We start from the raw sequence: 14,484 nt of genomic DNA, 5'->3' as shown, positions 1-14,484 counted from the left end.
CTGACAGTTAAGGAAACCGCCGCAGCTGCCTGTCGCCCATCCGTCCCCGGTGACCCCGCTGCCCCGGCCCGGGCCGGCTAACCGCGCTTTCCGTCGAAGAATTCCTGGGCCTCGTCGCGGCGGGCGGGCTCTGCCACGGCAGCCGCTGTGGGGACCTCCGGGGTCCCGGCGTCGCGGTCCGCGGCGGCTTCAACGACAGCGTCGTCGTCAGCCTTGTCACCGTCCGCAGAATCAAAGTCGTCAGCAAACGGAACGGTGGCGGGAGCGTCCGATGCCGCGAAGCCCCGGAAGACAAGGCCGGTGATGGCCGCGCCCACAACCGGCGCAACCCAGAATAGCCACAGCTGTTCGAGCGACCAGCTGGAACTGAACACGGCGGAGGCGGTGGCGCGGGCCGGGTTGAACGGGGCGTTGCCCACCGCCAGGCCAAGCTGCAGCAAAACGGCGAAAGCGAGGCCGACAGAAAGGGCAGCGGCGGCCTTGTTCACGTTGTTGCGGGCCGTCGTGCCCAGGAAGACGGCTACCAGGATGGCGGCGCCGAGAACTTCCAGCAGGAGCACACCGGCCAGGGGCGCCTGGATGATCGAGTGCTCGCCGAAGCCGGCTGTGACGGTGTCGAACGCGGCCCTGCTGTCCTGGATGCCCGGGAGGGTCCGGAGGATGCCGAACAGTGCCAAGGCACCCAGCAGTCCGCCCACCAGCTGTGCGGCGATGTACGCCGCCGCATCACCCAGGCGGATCCGGCCTGCGACGGCGTGGCCAACTGTCACGGCCGGGTTGAAGTGACCGCCGGAGACATAGCCGAAGGCCAGCATGGCCGCAGTCACGGCCAGGCCTGCCGCGAGCGCTGACGGCAGGGGGCTCGACTGGGGAATGGAGAACAGCGGCACGCCCAGGCCCGCCACCACAATGAACAGGCTGCCGAACGCTTCCGCGGACAGCCTGGACACCAGCCCATGCCGGACGTCAGCATGGTTGCTTGCTGCCGGCCCGGAGGCTGAATCACGGTGGACGGGAACAGGCGTGGTCATAAGGGCAGTCCTTATCGTTGGAGCGTCGCTGGGCGGCGAAGTCTTGAGGGTGCCGGCGGAACGTGTCCGCTGCGGCCCCTGTATTGTGCCAAGGAATTCTGGGCGTTGGCTGAGTCCGAGCTTAGTGGATGGCTGGTGCGGCAGCGGGCGCCCCCGCCTCCGCTTCACGGTAAATTGGCTGGTATGAGCAATGATCCGGGCGCCGCCGTGCCCTCGCTGACATCCCGCATCCACGGCTGCCTGCTGGGCGGCGCCCTGGGCGACTCGCTGGGTTATGCCGTGGAGTTCGATTCCATCGAGGCGATCCGTGGCCGCTTCGGCTCCGCCGGCGTGACGGACCTGGCAATGCTCGAGCGCGGCAGCCACTTTTCCGACGACACGCAAATGACGCTCTATACGGTGGACGGCCTCGTGGAGGCGCTGGAATGGGCCAACGACGGGGTGGGCGCCGATGTTAATGCCTGCCTGTGGCTGGCATACCTCCGCTGGCTGGACACCCAGGGCGAGTCAGTGCCCCCGGCGGCCCCGGCGCAGCCGAAGCGGTGGATTGACAGCAATGAGGTCCTGCGGCACCGCCGGGCCCCCGGAAATGCCTGCATCAGCGGACTGGCCACCGGTGAAATGGGGACGGTCTACCGGCCGGTCAACCCGGATTCGAAAGGCTGCGGCACCGTGATGCGCTCAGCGCCGTTCGGCCTGATACCCCACATAGCGTCCGACGCCGTCTACAAGTTGAGTGCCGACGCCGCCTCCCTGACCCACGGCCATCCCTCCGCCAGGCAGAGTGCCGGCAGCTTCAGCCTGCTGATCCACCGGCTGGTCTCCGGCGAGAGCCTGCAGGACGCCGCAGCGGCGGTCCTTGAGGAGGTGCGCGGGCTGAAGGATGTGGCGGCCGAGCTCCCGGAGCGGCTCAAGGCAGCCATCCGCTGTGCAGAATCGGGCGTTTTGTCCCCGGAGGAACTCGTGCGGCAACTGGGAGAGGGCTGGGTCGCGGAGGAAGCGTTCGCCGTCGGGATGTACGCTGTCCTGGCTACTGCGCCGGGGGCTGGCTCCACGTTGTTGCCCGAAGACCATTTCCGGGCAGCCGTTGCGCTGGCCGTCAACCACAGCGGGGACAGCGACTCAACGGGGTCCATCGCAGGGAACATCCTGGGCGCCCTGTACGGCGAGCAGTGCCTGCCGGCCGGATGGCTGGAAGCCCTGGAAGCACCGGAAGTCATCCGCGGCATGGCCGACCTGCTGGTGGGGGTCACGACCGCCTGAGCGCGACGTTGTTGCAGGCCTCGCAGACGTCCTCCGGGATCAGGCCCCGGCGCTGGAGGAATCCGAAGATCACGCAGCCCAGGCAGAATCCGGCGAAGGCTTCCAGCGAGGCGGCCGCTATCAGGACTGCCAGCACAATCCAGGCGGCCGGCGCGGCCCCGGCGACGAAGAGGATCAGCGCGAGGGTGGAGACCACCGTGCCTATGCCCTGGGCGAATCGTTTCGGCGGCCCGGGAACCAGGCGTGCACGGCCCAGCCGGGGCGCGAGCACCTTTACTGACAGCAGGGCCAGCGGCGATATCCGTGGCCCAAAGAGCGCCCGCAGCCAGAATCCCACGGCGATCAGGACCAGGCCCCCACCGGATCCGGACAACAGGGTGGCGCCGGCCAGGAGCACCACGAGGCCGGCGGTGATCCGGGCTGCGTATTCGTTGACGGGATTCGGAAAGGCAAACACCGCGGGCCAGTTGATACTGCTCTCGGGGCCGTGCGTCGGTTTGCTCATGCTGCAAGGCTAGGAGTGCCCCGCACGGCTGGGAAGATTTGTTGCGCCGGATGAACTAGACGGCAGCCGCGCCGGCGCAGCCGCCCACCATCTGCACAAACTCTCCCTCGGAGAGAACCTCAATGGGCTGCCCACGGTCATGAAGTTCCAGGACGCGGCGTGCCTTGCCCGTCAGCCGTCCGGACCGCAGGTCCGAGGCCACAAAACCGTCGCCCACCACCAGCACCGTAGTGCGGGCGGTCACCCGGCTTTCCGGTCTGGCCCCCATCTCAGCAGATCGCACCTTGGCTTCCGGCCGGCCCATGGCCAGCTGGCCTGTGAAGACCACGGTCTGGCCGTACAGAGGATGCGACGGTTCGGCGTCGGCGTTGGGAAGGGGGTTGGCCCCCTCCTCCGGCCAGCCGGACAGGAAAGGCCGCACCAGCCCGGCGCGGCCGCCGGAAAGGGCGGCGCGGCTGGCTTTGGACAAGTCGTCGTGCGCCGGGTCGAACGCTTCCTGGCGGGGCAGCTCCAGGCCCAGCGAGAGGTAAAGCTCGGCAATGCTGTTTGCGTTGTTCCGCGCGGCGATGTCGATCAGGATGCCGGCGCAGGCACGGGCGTCCTCCGCGGCATCGTGGTGGTTGACCAGCGGCACACCAGCTTCTTCGGCGGCGAACGGCAGGGAATTGGAGACCAGTGAATAGCAGCGCCGGGACAGCATCACGGTGCAGACGAATTCGTAGGCGGGACCAGCCAGGCCTGAGACTTCAAGGCCGGACCGGATCACGCCGAGATCAAAGGCCGCGTTGTGGGCAGCCAGGATGTCCCCGCCAATAAAGGCGCCAATCTCCGGGAACAGGTCACCGAACCGGGGCAGGCCCGCAACGTCCTCTGACCTGATGCCATGAATCCGGACGTTGTGGTAGTCGAAATGGTCGTGGTTCGCCGGGGGACGCATCAGCCAGGACGCTTCATCCACAATGCGCCCGCCCCGTACCTTCGTCAGGCCCACCGCGCACGGCGAGCCCCGGAAGCCGTTGGCAGTTTCGAAGTCAATCGCCGTAAAGTCCAGTCCCACGGCCCATACTTTACCGCCGGGCCGGGCTGTCCCAGTGTCAGCGGGGCGGCCCTGTCATGGATATCACCCGTCCGGCGGCGGCCGGCCGGGGTGCGTCAAGTACCCTGAGTAGGTGAACTTTCTTGCGATCAGCGACCTTGCCGTGCCCATGCTGGGCGGTGCGGGATCGATCCAGCCACAGCTGGCCTCGTTCCTGCCCGATTGGCTGAACCCCGACGTCTTCCTCCGTGATTCCCCGCTCGGACCGTGGGTAGTCCTGGTGGTCTGCGCCATCGTGTTCGCCGAAACCGGCCTCCTGGTTGGGTTCTTCCTGCCTGGGGATTCGATGTTGTTCACCGCTGGCCTGCTGGTCTCCACCGGCGCCATCGACTTTAACTTATGGGGCATGTGCGGGCTGATCATTGTGGCCGCAATTCTGGGCAACCAGTCCGGGTATCTGATTGGGTCAAAAGCCGGCCCGGCGATCTTCAATAAGCCCGAGTCCAGGCTGTTCAAGCGTGAAAATGTGGAAGGCGCCCATGCGTTCTTCGAAAAGCATGGCGGCAAGGCCTTGATTCTGGCCCGCTTCGTCCCCATCATCAGAACCTTCGTGCCCGTCATCGTGGGTGTCGCCCAGATGGACAAGCGTAAATTCTTCCTTTACAACGTCATCGGGGCGTTGCTGTGGGGCGGCGGGGTCACGCTCCTGGGTGCCTGGCTGGGCCAGTTCAGCTGGGTGGGCAACAACATCGACATCATCTTCATCGCCATCGTGCTGGTCTCCGTGATCCCGATCGGCATCGAAGTCCTCCGGGGCATGTCAGCCAAGCGCAAGGCTACGCACTTTGGAACGGACCCGGTGGACGAGTTCCTCGAAGAGCACGAGCCCCACGAGGAACGCAAGACCAACCTGGACTAGCTCCACGACGCTCACCCCTGCCTACCACCCGGAGTTTTTGTCCAGATATCGCCCGTTCCAGCCCCATTTAGCCGCGATATCTGGACAAAAACTCACGGAAGGTCAGGGCCGGGCGAGGGCCTCCACGACGGCTGGCAGCAGTGCCCGGAAGGCCTTGCCGCGGTGGCTGATGGCGTTCTTCTCGTCCGCCGAGAGCTCGGCACAGCTGCGGTCCTCGCCCGCAGGCTGCAGGACGGGGTCATAGCCGAAGCCGCCGCTGCCCCGCGGCTCGCGAAGCAAGGTGCCCTCCAACTGGCCGTACTCCACTACCTCGTGGCCGGCGCCGCCCGCAGCAGGAACGGCGAGTGCCGCGGCGCAGACGAACGCCGCACCGCGGTGCGCATCCGGTACATCACTGAGCTGGTCCAGCAGGAGCCTGAGGTTGGCGGCGTCGTCTCCGTGCCGGCCTGCCCACCGGGCGGAAAAGATTCCGGGCGCCCCGCCCAGGACGTCAACGGCCAGGCCCGAGTCGTCGGCTATGGCCACCAGGCCGGTGGCCTCCGCCACGGTCCGGGCCTTCAGGAGCGAATTCTCGGCAAAGGTCACGCCCGTTTCGACGACGTCCGGCGCACCTGCCGCCGCGGCGTCAACCACCTGGGTGTCTACGTCGAGCCCGGGCACCTGGCCACGGAGCAGCTCGCGGAGCTCCCGGAGCTTACCTTTATTGTGTGACGCGAGGACCAGCCGCGGCGCCACACCGTCCGGGGCCGCGCTGCCGGGGGCAGCCACACTCACAGGGCGTCCGCGAGGGTTTCGCGCTGGATCGCCGCCAGTTGTGTGGTGCCCAGAAGAGCGAGGTCGAGCAGCTGGTTGAGCTCGTCGCGGTCGAAGGGAGCACCCTCAGCGGTGCCCTGGACTTCGACAAACTTCCCGGATCCAGTGACCACAACGTTCATGTCGGTCTCCGCGCGGACGTCTTCAACGTAGGGCAGGTCCAGCATCGGCACGCCGTCAATAATGCCAACGGAGACGGCAGCAATCGTGTCCACGAGGGGCTGGGCGTTCTTGGCGATCAGCTTGTTGTCGCGGGCGAAGCGGACGGCGTCGGCCAGGGCCACGTAGGCGCCCGTGATGGCGGCGGTGCGGGTCCCGCCGTCGGCCTGGAGCACATCGCAGTCCAGCACGATGGTGTTCTCGCCCAAGGCCTTGGTGTCGATGATGGAGCGCAGCGAACGGCCGATCAGGCGGGAAATTTCGTGGGTCCTGCCGCCGATTTTGCCTTTAACCGATTCGCGGTCGGAGCGGGTGTTGGTGGCCCGGGGAAGCATCGCGTATTCGGCCGTGACCCAGCCGCGGCCTTCGCCTTTGAGCCAGCGCGGCACGCCTGCCGTCAGCGAAGCCGTGCACAGCACCCGGGTGTTGCCGAACTCGATGAGGGCCGACCCTTCGGCCTGCTTGGACCAGCCGCGGGTGATGCTGATGGGGCGGAGTTGGTCGGGGGCGCGGCCATCGGCACGCACTACGGGCACTGCGGTTGCTTCAGAAGTCATGCCTTTAGCTTATCGACTGCCTTGCGTCCGAAATTCCAGCGAACCGCGGACGAGGTGCCCAACGGATTGCGCATCCCCCAATGGTCCTGGGATGGTCTTGTGACGCCGGGCGGCTCGAGCGCTGCCTAAACGGTGTAGTGCACCCCGGCTACGGCCACTGCAACGTGCTGTCCGAACACTTCTTTCGCCTCGGCCATGACCGTGCTCGGCGATGTCCAGACGGGAATGTGCGTCAGCAGGAGCCTGCGGGCCCCGGCAGCGGCTGCGGCCTCACCGGCGCGCTTTCCGGTCAGGTGCACGTCCTTAATGGCGTCGTCGCGGCCTTCCTCGAAGGCCGCCTCGCAGAGGAACAGATCCGCGTCCCTGGCGGCTTCCTCAAGCCCGGCAGAGACGTCGGTATCACCCGAATATGTCAGCACGCGGCTGACCGGGTTTCCTTGCTTGTCCGGCTCGGTGACATCCACCCGGAGGGCGTAGGCCTCCTCCACCGGATGGTTCACCGCGAACGGCGTCACGGTGAACGGGCCCACCGTGACGGGTTTCCGTTCAGTCCAGTTGGTGAAGTCGAATTCCTCGTGCATCCCCGGGTCCAGGTCCAGCCCGTAAGCGGTGGCCATCCGGTCCGCGGTGGCCGCCGGGCCCCACACCGGAATCCGCCCGCGCCCCCAGCCACCCGGCTTCCAGCGGACCGCCACGTGCAGGCCGCAGAGGTCCATGCAGTGGTCCGGGTGGAGGTGGGTCAGGAAAATCGCGTCGATGTCCTCGAGGTCCGTGTAGCGCTGGATGGCGCCCAGGGCGCCGCTGCCCAGGTCCATCACGATCTTCCAGGTCCGCTCGCCGTCGTTGGCGGTCAGGAGGTAGCACGACGCCGGGGATCCGGGACCGGGGAACGAGCCGGTGCAGCCGACGATGGTGAGTTTCACTGGGCAGGGCCTCCGGCCCGGTGGCCGCCCACGAAGTTGGAGATCCGCGGCCCTGACCTGCCGGAGCGGGCACTGGCACGCTGGGCGGCCTCGATCATTTCCGGGGTGATCCGGGCCAGGCTTCCGGTGGGGTACTGCGCGGCCACGTGGTCCACGTGCCGGACGGACAGGACTTCCGGGCCCAGGAACCTGCGGGCCAGCGCCTCAAACTGGGCGGCGTCTCCGGTGGCAATGAAGTGATGCTCCGGGGGTGCTGCGATGGTGCGCTGCAGATCGTGGTTGGCCAACGCCCGGTACACATCCTTGGCCGTCTCCTCGGCGCTGGACACCAGCGTCACGTCGTCGCCCATCACGAAGGAGATGACGCCTGTCAGCAACGGGTAGTGCGTGCAGCCCAGGACCACCGTATCCACGCCCGCGGCCTTCAGCGGAGCCAGGTATTCCTCGGCAACGGCGAGCAGCGCCGGACCGGTGGTGATGCCGGCCTCCACGTACCTGACGAACTCGGGGCAGGCCACGGACGTGATGGCCAGGTCCGGCGCGGCGGCAAAGGTGTCTTCGTAGGCGCGGGAGCCCACGGTGGCGGAAGTTCCGATGACGCCGATCCGGCCGCTACGGGTTGCCGCTACGGCGCGGCGGACCGCCGGCTGGATTACTTCAATGACGGGAATGCCGTATTTCGCGGTGTACCGTTCGCGGGCGTCCCGCAGGACAGCGGCCGACGCCGAGTTGCAGGCGATGGTAAGAAGCTTGACGCCGGAGTCCACCAGTTCGTCCATCACGCCGAGGGCATTCGCCCTGACTTCGGCGATGGGCAACGGCCCGTAGGGCCCGTTGGCGGTATCCCCGACGTAGAGGATGGACTCATTCGGAAGCTGGTCAATGATGGACCGCGCCACTGTCAGTCCGCCGACGCCCGAGTCAAAGACGCCAATGGGCCGGGATCCCACCAGGCCGGCTCTGTTGCTGGCTGCGGTTTCCCTTGCTGCTGTTGCTGCCGGGTCCATGCTCGAGGCTGTTGTCATGATTATTCGAGGATAGGTCTTCCCTGGGGCCGCAGCCATCACATTGTGGCGCCGCACTCATGTCGCATATGTCACAGTGCGGCCTCCACAGGGACAACACGGGGAGCGCACTGAACGGTGAACCGGCAGGTCAGGCGCGTGAATCCAAGGACTGCAACATGGCCTGCACCAGGGACTCCTGCAGCCAGGTAGTGAAGTTGTACACCAGTGCGAGGTAGCTTTCCACGTCCTCGGCCTGGGACCAGTCCTGCATCCGGTGTACGTGTTCGGCGTCTTCCTCGTCCTGGATGTCCAGGCGTTCCGCCAGCACCAGGCGGACATCGTTCAGGGCCATGGACCAGTGCCTGGCCCCGTCGGGGGTCAGGACCACTTCGTCCTTGTCCAGGTCCAGCGCGGCCGCGCGCAGCGCGCCAATCTTGGTTTCCCGCAGCGAGCGCTCGGTGAGCTGGCGAAACTCCAGTGACGCGCCGTCGTCGTTCTTCATGACGTTGGGCAGGAGCCGCTTGACTGCACGGTCCGTGGGTTCCTGGACATCCATGTCAAGGCCGATCAGGGCGGCCAGGGGATCCTGGCTGGCGTGTTCGGCCGGCTGGAGCATGGAGATGACATCATCGAGCAGGCTGCGGAGAAGCTCACGCTCGGCGGGTTCCAGGAACCCGGTAATGCCCTTGAGCCCATATTTGAATGCCTTAGCCACGTTTCCCCTTGCCCTGCCCGGACCCGCCGGATTTCCCAGCGTTTCTGGAATTTCCACCGTTCCCGCCGGTGGCTTTTTCCACCGTGGCCCACAGCCCGAAGCCGTGCATGGCAACGGCATGGCGTTCAACCTGTTCCTTGCTGCCGTGGGCAACGATGGACCGGCCCTTCTTGTGGACCTCCATCATGAGCTTGTTGGCCTTGGTCTCGGAGTAGCCGAAGTAGCTCTGGAAAACATAGCTGACATAGCTCATCAGGTTGACGGGATCGTTCCAGATCACCAGGTTCCAGGGGATGTCCGGGGCGGTCAGGGAGTCTGTGGACGCCTCTGTCCCGGTCCGGGTGCCCTCCTGTGTGTCAGGGCCGAGCGCAACGCTTAAGGTCATCTGTCCATTCTATGGGGAGTGTGGGCCCACGCCGGCGAGGGCCCCGCGGCGAAGCGAAGCGAGACGGGGGAGCCGGTGGGGACTAGAGTGAATTTCGTGAGTAACTCTGCCGGCTGGGACCATCCCCGCGCGTCCCTGTACACAGACCACTACGAACTGACCATGCTGCAGGCGGCGCTTCACTCGGGCGCCGCGCACCGCCGGTCGGTCTTTGAGGCCTTCGCGCGGCGGCTGCCTGACGGCCGGCGGTACGGGATTGTGGGCGGCACAGGCCGGCTCCTGGAAGGCCTCGCGGACTTCCGCTTCGGTGACGCCGAACTCGACTTCCTGGGCCGCACCGGTGTGGTCAACCAGGAGACGCTGGACTATTTGGCGAACTACCGGTTCACCGGCGACATCTGGGGCTACCCGGAGGGCGAAGCGTATTTCCCCAACTCCCCCATTCTCATCGTGGAGTCCACGTTCGCCGAGGCCTGCATGCTGGAGACCTACTTCCTGTCGGTCCTGAACCATGACAGCGCCATCGCCTCGGCGGCGTCTCGCATGATCACGGCAGCCGGCAGCAGGCCGTGCATTGAAATGGGATCCCGCCGCACCCATGAGGAGTCGGCCGCGGCTGCCGCCCGCGCCGCGGTGATAGCGGGCTTCCACAGCACGTCCAACCTCGAGGCAGGCATCCGCTACGGCATCAAGACCGTGGGCACCGCCGCGCATTCCTTCACCCTCCTCCACGACTCAGAGCGGGACGCGTTTGCGGCGCAGATCGCCTCGCTGGGGGTCGGCACGTCGCTGCTGGTGGATACGTACGACGTCGAAGCGGCCGTGCGTGCCGCCGTTGAGTTGGCAGGACCAAAACTGGGCGGCGTCCGTCTGGACTCCGGTGACCTGGTGGCGCAGGCCTCATGGGTCCGCCGGTTGCTGGACGAGCTAGGCAACGAAAACACCAGGATCATGGTCACCTCGGACCTGGACGAATTCGCCATTGCCGCGCTGCAGTCCGCTCCGGTGGATTCCTACGGCGTGGGCACCTCGCTGGTTACCGGTTCGGGGGCTCCCACCGCCAGCATGGTCTACAAACTGGTGAGCCGCACGGACGAAGCCGGCAATTTCGTCTCCGTGGCAAAGGCGGCCAAGAACAAAACCAGCATGGGCGGCCGCAAGTACGCGCTGCGCAGGCTCAACGAGCGCGGTATCGCCACCCAGGAGATCGTGGGCATCGGACACCGCCCCGAAGACGACGGCAATGACCGGCCCCTGCTGCAGCAGTTTATGAAGAACGGCGAGCTGTTCCCGGGCTGGACCGGCCCCGAGGGCGTGGTCCGGGCCCGCCAGCGGCATGCGGACAGCATGGCCGAACTGCCGGCCGTGGTCAACCGCCTGCAGCGCGGCGAAGCAGCCATTCCCACCACCTACGAGGAGTACTGATGTCCCGCGCCCTGATCATTGTTGATGTCCAGAACGACTTCTGCGAGGGCGGTTCCCTTGCCGTAGCCGGCGGTGCCGACGTAGCCGGAGCCATCAGCGAGTTCGTGGACGCCCACCACGGTGAGTTCGACCACATTCTGGCCACCCAGGACTGGCATATCGATCCCGGCGCACACTTCTCCGGGACGCCTGACTTCAAGGACAGCTGGCCGCGGCACTGCGTCGCCGGCACCAGCGGCGCGGAGCTCCATCCGGACCTGGACACCGAATACATCCAGGCCTATTTCCAGAAGGGCCAGTTCGCCGCTGCGTACTCCGGATTCGAAGGCCTGCTGGCGCCCGAAGATGCCGTGCCTACCGGGGAACGCCAGCCCGGTTCGCTGCCCGCCGACGCCGACGCCTTCGCGGCCGCCGAGGACGCGATCGGCCTGGACGACTGGCTGCAAAGCCACGATGTGGAAGACGTTGTGGTGGTGGGGATCGCGACTGACTACTGCGTCATGGCAACGGCGCTGGACGCCGTCCAGGCGGGTTACTCCGTGACGGTGATGCGGTCGCTGACTGCCGGCATCGCTGCGGACTTGGACGATGCGGTTGCCGAGATGGAGCTCGGCGGCGTGGACGTCGCCTGACAGAAACCTGAATGCAAGGGCGCCCCGGTGCTGTGCACCGGGCCACCCTTCATCCGAAGCACTGCTACTTCCGGAAACTGCTATTTCCGGCCGATAAACCAGTCCTGAAGCTTCCGCAACCTTGACTGCAGCTGCTCCTCGTTCGCCTGGGCCACGGCCGGGCCACCGCAGACCGTCCGCAGCTTGGTGTGCACCACACCATGCGGGGTCCCGGTCCGGGCGGACCAGGCGGCCACGTTCTTCGCCAGCTCATTGCGCAGGTCCATCAGCATCCGGTGGTCAGGTATGGCCGGCACCGGAGCGGCAGGCTCGGCTGCGGGTGCGCGGCGATTCTTCCGGTTGAGCTGATCGTGCTGCCGCTGCCGCAGCAGTGTACCCACCTGCTCGGCGTCCAGAAGCCCGGGGATGCCAAGAAAGTCCAGCTCATCCTCGGAGCCCACCTCTCCCCCAGTACCGAACTCGCCGCCGTCGAACAGCACACGGTCAAAGGACGCCTGCGAATCGAGGGCCTCAAACTTGCCCTTGGTGAGGCTGTCCGACGCCTTGTCCTCCCGGTTGGCATCAGCCATCAGCGAGTCCTCGGGATTGAACAGGCCGTCGCTGTCGTCCTTGTCGGGGCGGTCCAGCGCGTGGTCCCGCTCCATTTCCATGGAGTTCGCCAGCGCCATCAGCTGCGGCACGGACGGCAGGAAGACCGACGCCGTCTCACCGCGTTTCCGGGCACGCACAAAGCGGCCCACCGCCTGGGCGAAAAACAGCGGCGTGGACGTGGACGTCGCGTACACCCCAACGGACAGCCGGGGCACGTCAACACCTTCGGACACCATCCGGACGGCAACCATCCACCGTTTCTCGCTCGCGGTGAACTCCTCGATCTTCTCAGAGGCCTTCGCGTCGTCCGAAAGAATCACGGTGGGCGACTCGCCGGTGATGCGCTTCAGCTGCCCGGCGTAAGCCCTGGCAGCCTCATGGTCCGTGGCGATGACCAGGCCGCCGGCGTCCGGAACCGAGCGGCGCACTTCACTGAGGCGTTTGTCCGCTCCGGCGAGGACCGCCGGTATCCACTCGCCGGTAGGGTTTAGCGCCGTACGCCAGGCATGCGCTGTGACGTCCTTGGTCACCGCGGCTTCGCCGAGGGAGGCGGCCATCTCCTCGCCGCCGCTGGTGCGCCAGCGCATCTGCCCGGAGTAGGCCATAAACATCACTGGCCGCACCACGTGGTCGCGGAGGGCGTTGCCGTAGCCGTAGGTGTAGTCCGCTTTCGAGCGGCGGATCCCGTCCCGGTCTTCCGCGTATTCCACAAAGGGGATGGGTGAGGTGTCGGAGCGGAATGGCGTACCCGTGAGGGACAGCCGCCGTGCGGCAGGATCAAATGCCTCGCGCAGGCCATCGCCCCAGGACAGGGCTTCGCCGCCATGGTGGATCTCGTCCAGGATGACCAGGGTGCGGGCAGCCTCCGTTTTAGCTCGGTGCAGCATGGGTTTGCTCGCCACCTGGGCGTACGTGACGGCCACGCCAATGAAGCCGCGGCCGTGCTGGCCATCGGAATTCTTGAAGTTCGGGTCGATGGCAATACCCACCTTGGCGGCGGCGTCGGCCCACTGCCGTTTCAGGTGGTCTGTGGGCGCCACGATGGTGACGCGGTTGACCGCCCCGGATTCGATGAGCATTGACGCGACACGCAGGGCGAAAGTTGTTTTACCGGCGCCGGGGGTTGCTACCGCCAGGAAGTCCCGGCGGCCGGACTTGAAGTAGAGGTCTAGGGCTTCCTGCTGCCAGGCACGGAGTTTTTGGGCGGTTCCCCAGGCTGCACGTTCCGGATACGCCGGGGGCAGGGTGGGGCCGCCAAAGAGCGTCTCCGTCACTACTTGTTGTTGCCTGAGTCCCCTCCGGGACCCTTGCCGCCGTCGCCGCCCGGGCGGAGGCCTTCGTAGACCTCTTTGCACTCAGGGCAGACCGGGAACTTCTGCGGGTCCCGGCCCGGGGTCCAGACCTTGCCGCAGAGGGCGATGACAGGCTCGCCTGTCAGCGCCGACTCCATGATTTTTTCCTTGCGCACGTAGTGCGAGAAGCGTTCCCGGTCACCGGGCTCCACTTCCTGGCGCAGCTCTTCGCGCTCAATGGTGGCCGTGGACGTTCCAGCCCCGGAAAGCTCACGCATCGGGTCGTTTTCGAGAGGGTCCGTCATGCTAGTCATGGCATCCATCTTAGCGTCCAAGGGCGGCTGACGTTCGACGCCGGGAGGGCCGTTTGCTTCCACCGCACCCTCCGCCGTCGTGCGGTCCCTATAAATCCGCTGGTTGGCGGCCGCCGCGGTGTGTCAGGTGTTACAGCCCCTGCCACGAAGGCTTGTGGTCATGGGTATGCCGGTAGAAGTCGGCGAGCTTCAACGAGGATGCCGCGGCCTCATCGACCAGGATGGTGGCGTGCGGGTGGAACTGCAGGACCGAGGCCGGGCAAAGCGCGGAGACCGGCCCTTCCACAAAGTCGCGGACTGCCGGCGCCTTCTGCGCCCCGGTGGCCACCAGCACAACATGACGGGCCTCAAGAATGGTGCCCAATCCCTGCGTCACCACATGGTGGGGCACCTCGGCAAGGTTGTTGAAAAACCGGGCGTTGTCGCGGCGGGTCTGCTCGATCAGGGTCTTGATCCGCGTCCGGGAGGCGAGTGAGGAGCCCGGCTCGTTGAAGCCGATATGGCCGTCCGAACCCACCCCCAGGATCTGGAGGTCCACGCCGCCTGCCGCCCGCATCCGGTCCTCATAGGCCCGGCATTCGGCCGGGATGTCCGCCGCGGACCCGTCAGGGGTGTGCACGTTCTCGGGGAGGATATTCACCCGGTTGGTGAACTCGCGCCGGAGGACTTCCCGGTAAGACTGCGGGTGCCCGGTTGGCAGGCCCACATATTCATCCAGGGCGAAGGCGTGCGCGGCGCTGAAGTCCAGCCCGCCACGCTCGTGCCGTGCTGCCAGCTCGTCGTAGACAGGCAGCGGCGAGGTGCCCGTGGCCAGCCCCAGGACAGCACCTGGCCTGCGCCGGAGCAGGGCCTCGACGGCGTCGGCCGCCAGCTTTCCGATCTGTCTGCCTCCTGGGAGGATGACAACTTCCACTGCC

Annotated in this window: 16 protein-coding genes; 4 read left to right on the top strand and 12 right to left on the bottom strand. The window is 66.5% G+C overall.

Annotated elements, in window-relative coordinates:
- Positions 1 to 77: 77 nt before the first annotated feature.
- Complete coding sequence (locus ABIB27_RS01410) at positions 78 to 1,031, bottom strand: MIP/aquaporin family protein (RefSeq protein WP_354214072.1); 954 nt, start codon at positions 1,029 to 1,031, stop codon at positions 78 to 80.
- 183 nt (positions 1,032 to 1,214) lie between these two features.
- On the opposite strand from ABIB27_RS01410, the gene ABIB27_RS01405 reads away from it, so the two are divergent.
- Complete coding sequence (locus tag ABIB27_RS01405; RefSeq protein WP_354214071.1) at positions 1,215 to 2,294, top strand: ADP-ribosylglycohydrolase family protein; 1,080 nt, start codon at positions 1,215 to 1,217, stop codon at positions 2,292 to 2,294.
- On the opposite strand, the gene ABIB27_RS01400 is transcribed toward ABIB27_RS01405, so the two are convergent.
- Together ABIB27_RS01400 and ABIB27_RS01395 are read right to left on the bottom strand one after the other, a co-directional pair.
- Positions 2,281 to 2,799 (bottom strand): DUF4395 domain-containing protein, encoded by a 519-nt coding sequence (locus ABIB27_RS01400; RefSeq protein ID WP_354214069.1) that lies wholly within the window; start codon positions 2,797 to 2,799, stop codon positions 2,281 to 2,283. The genes ABIB27_RS01405 and ABIB27_RS01400 overlap by 14 nt on opposite strands.
- A 55-nt stretch (positions 2,800 to 2,854) precedes the next feature.
- Positions 2,855 to 3,856 (bottom strand): 3'-5' exonuclease, encoded by a 1,002-nt coding sequence (locus ABIB27_RS01395; RefSeq protein WP_354214068.1) that lies wholly within the window; start codon positions 3,854 to 3,856, stop codon positions 2,855 to 2,857.
- 127 nt (positions 3,857 to 3,983) lie between these two features.
- Here ABIB27_RS01395 and ABIB27_RS01390 point away from each other — a divergent pair, with 127 nt between their 5' ends.
- Positions 3,984 to 4,754 (top strand): VTT domain-containing protein, encoded by a 771-nt coding sequence (locus ABIB27_RS01390; protein WP_354214411.1) that lies wholly within the window; start codon positions 3,984 to 3,986, stop codon positions 4,752 to 4,754.
- A gap of 102 nt (positions 4,755 to 4,856) precedes the next feature.
- Here the strand turns inward: ABIB27_RS01390 and rdgB are convergent, their stop codons facing one another.
- From rdgB to clpS, 6 genes are all read right to left on the bottom strand, one after another.
- The gene (rdgB, locus tag ABIB27_RS01385) at positions 4,857 to 5,528 is read right to left on the bottom strand and encodes an RdgB/HAM1 family non-canonical purine NTP pyrophosphatase (protein ID WP_354214066.1); all 672 of its coding nucleotides are present in this window, start codon (positions 5,526 to 5,528) and stop codon (positions 4,857 to 4,859) included.
- Positions 5,525 to 6,283, bottom strand: a complete 759-nt coding sequence (gene rph / locus ABIB27_RS01380) for a ribonuclease PH (protein ID WP_354214064.1) — start codon at positions 6,281 to 6,283, stop codon at positions 5,525 to 5,527. The genes rdgB and rph overlap by 4 nt, the downstream gene beginning before the upstream one ends.
- Before the next feature lie 125 nt (positions 6,284 to 6,408).
- The gene (locus ABIB27_RS01375; RefSeq protein WP_354214063.1) at positions 6,409 to 7,206 is read right to left on the bottom strand and encodes an MBL fold metallo-hydrolase; all 798 of its coding nucleotides are present in this window, start codon (positions 7,204 to 7,206) and stop codon (positions 6,409 to 6,411) included.
- A complete protein-coding gene (gene murI / locus ABIB27_RS01370) occupies positions 7,203 to 8,231 on the bottom strand; it encodes a glutamate racemase (RefSeq protein WP_502909081.1) in 1,029 nt (342 codons plus the stop codon). Before murI ends, ABIB27_RS01375 begins: the two co-directional genes overlap by 4 nt.
- Positions 8,232 to 8,361: 130 nt before the next feature.
- Positions 8,362 to 8,928 (bottom strand): DUF2017 domain-containing protein, encoded by a 567-nt coding sequence (locus ABIB27_RS01365; protein ID WP_354214061.1) that lies wholly within the window; start codon positions 8,926 to 8,928, stop codon positions 8,362 to 8,364.
- Entirely contained in the window at positions 8,921 to 9,313 is a 393-nt protein-coding gene (gene clpS / locus ABIB27_RS01360; protein ID WP_354214059.1) for an ATP-dependent Clp protease adapter ClpS, read from the bottom strand. Before clpS ends, ABIB27_RS01365 begins: the two co-directional genes overlap by 8 nt.
- Positions 9,314 to 9,409: 96 nt before the next feature.
- On the opposite strand from clpS, the gene ABIB27_RS01355 reads away from it, so the two are divergent.
- A complete protein-coding gene (locus ABIB27_RS01355; protein WP_354253395.1) occupies positions 9,410 to 10,738 on the top strand; it encodes a nicotinate phosphoribosyltransferase in 1,329 nt (442 codons plus the stop codon).
- Entirely contained in the window at positions 10,738 to 11,370 is a 633-nt protein-coding gene (locus ABIB27_RS01350; RefSeq protein WP_354214057.1) for an isochorismatase family protein, read from the top strand. Before ABIB27_RS01355 ends, ABIB27_RS01350 begins: the two co-directional genes overlap by 1 nt.
- 80 nt (positions 11,371 to 11,450) lie before the next feature.
- On the opposite strand, the gene ABIB27_RS01345 is transcribed toward ABIB27_RS01350, so the two are convergent.
- From ABIB27_RS01345 to nagB, 3 genes are all read right to left on the bottom strand, one after another.
- The gene (locus ABIB27_RS01345; RefSeq protein WP_354253394.1) at positions 11,451 to 13,235 is read right to left on the bottom strand and encodes a DEAD/DEAH box helicase; all 1,785 of its coding nucleotides are present in this window, start codon (positions 13,233 to 13,235) and stop codon (positions 11,451 to 11,453) included.
- Complete coding sequence (locus ABIB27_RS01340) at positions 13,235 to 13,576, bottom strand: DUF3039 domain-containing protein (protein ID WP_354214055.1); 342 nt, start codon at positions 13,574 to 13,576, stop codon at positions 13,235 to 13,237. The genes ABIB27_RS01345 and ABIB27_RS01340 overlap by 1 nt, the downstream gene beginning before the upstream one ends.
- Positions 13,577 to 13,697: 121 nt before the next feature.
- A complete protein-coding gene (nagB, locus tag ABIB27_RS01335) occupies positions 13,698 to 14,480 on the bottom strand; it encodes a glucosamine-6-phosphate deaminase (RefSeq protein WP_354214053.1) in 783 nt (260 codons plus the stop codon).
- Positions 14,481 to 14,484: the final 4 nt, after the last annotated feature.

The sequence above is a fragment of the Arthrobacter sp. UYEF21 genome, assembly GCF_040546085.1.
Taxonomy (GTDB): Bacteria; Actinomycetota; Actinomycetes; order Actinomycetales; family Micrococcaceae; genus Arthrobacter.
This window is presented reverse-complemented; position numbering and strand designations above follow the sequence as displayed.

Coding starts and splice junctions, on each gene's coding strand:
- ABIB27_RS01410 (WP_354214072.1), bottom strand. CDS start 1,031: ATGACCACGCCTGTTCCCGTCCACCGTGATTCAGCCTCCGGGCCGGCA.
- ABIB27_RS01405 (WP_354214071.1), top strand. CDS start 1,215: ATGAGCAATGATCCGGGCGCCGCCGTGCCCTCGCTGACATCCCGCATC.
- ABIB27_RS01400 (WP_354214069.1), bottom strand. CDS start 2,799: ATGAGCAAACCGACGCACGGCCCCGAGAGCAGTATCAACTGGCCCGCG.
- rph (WP_354214064.1), bottom strand. CDS start 6,283: ATGACTTCTGAAGCAACCGCAGTGCCCGTAGTGCGTGCCGATGGCCGC.
- murI (WP_502909081.1), bottom strand. CDS start 8,231: ATGACAACAGCCTCGAGCATGGACCCGGCAGCAACAGCAGCAAGGGAA.
- clpS (WP_354214059.1), bottom strand. CDS start 9,313: ATGACCTTAAGCGTTGCGCTCGGCCCTGACACACAGGAGGGCACCCGG.
- ABIB27_RS01350 (WP_354214057.1), top strand. CDS start 10,738: ATGTCCCGCGCCCTGATCATTGTTGATGTCCAGAACGACTTCTGCGAG.
- ABIB27_RS01340 (WP_354214055.1), bottom strand. CDS start 13,576: ATGGATGCCATGACTAGCATGACGGACCCTCTCGAAAACGACCCGATG.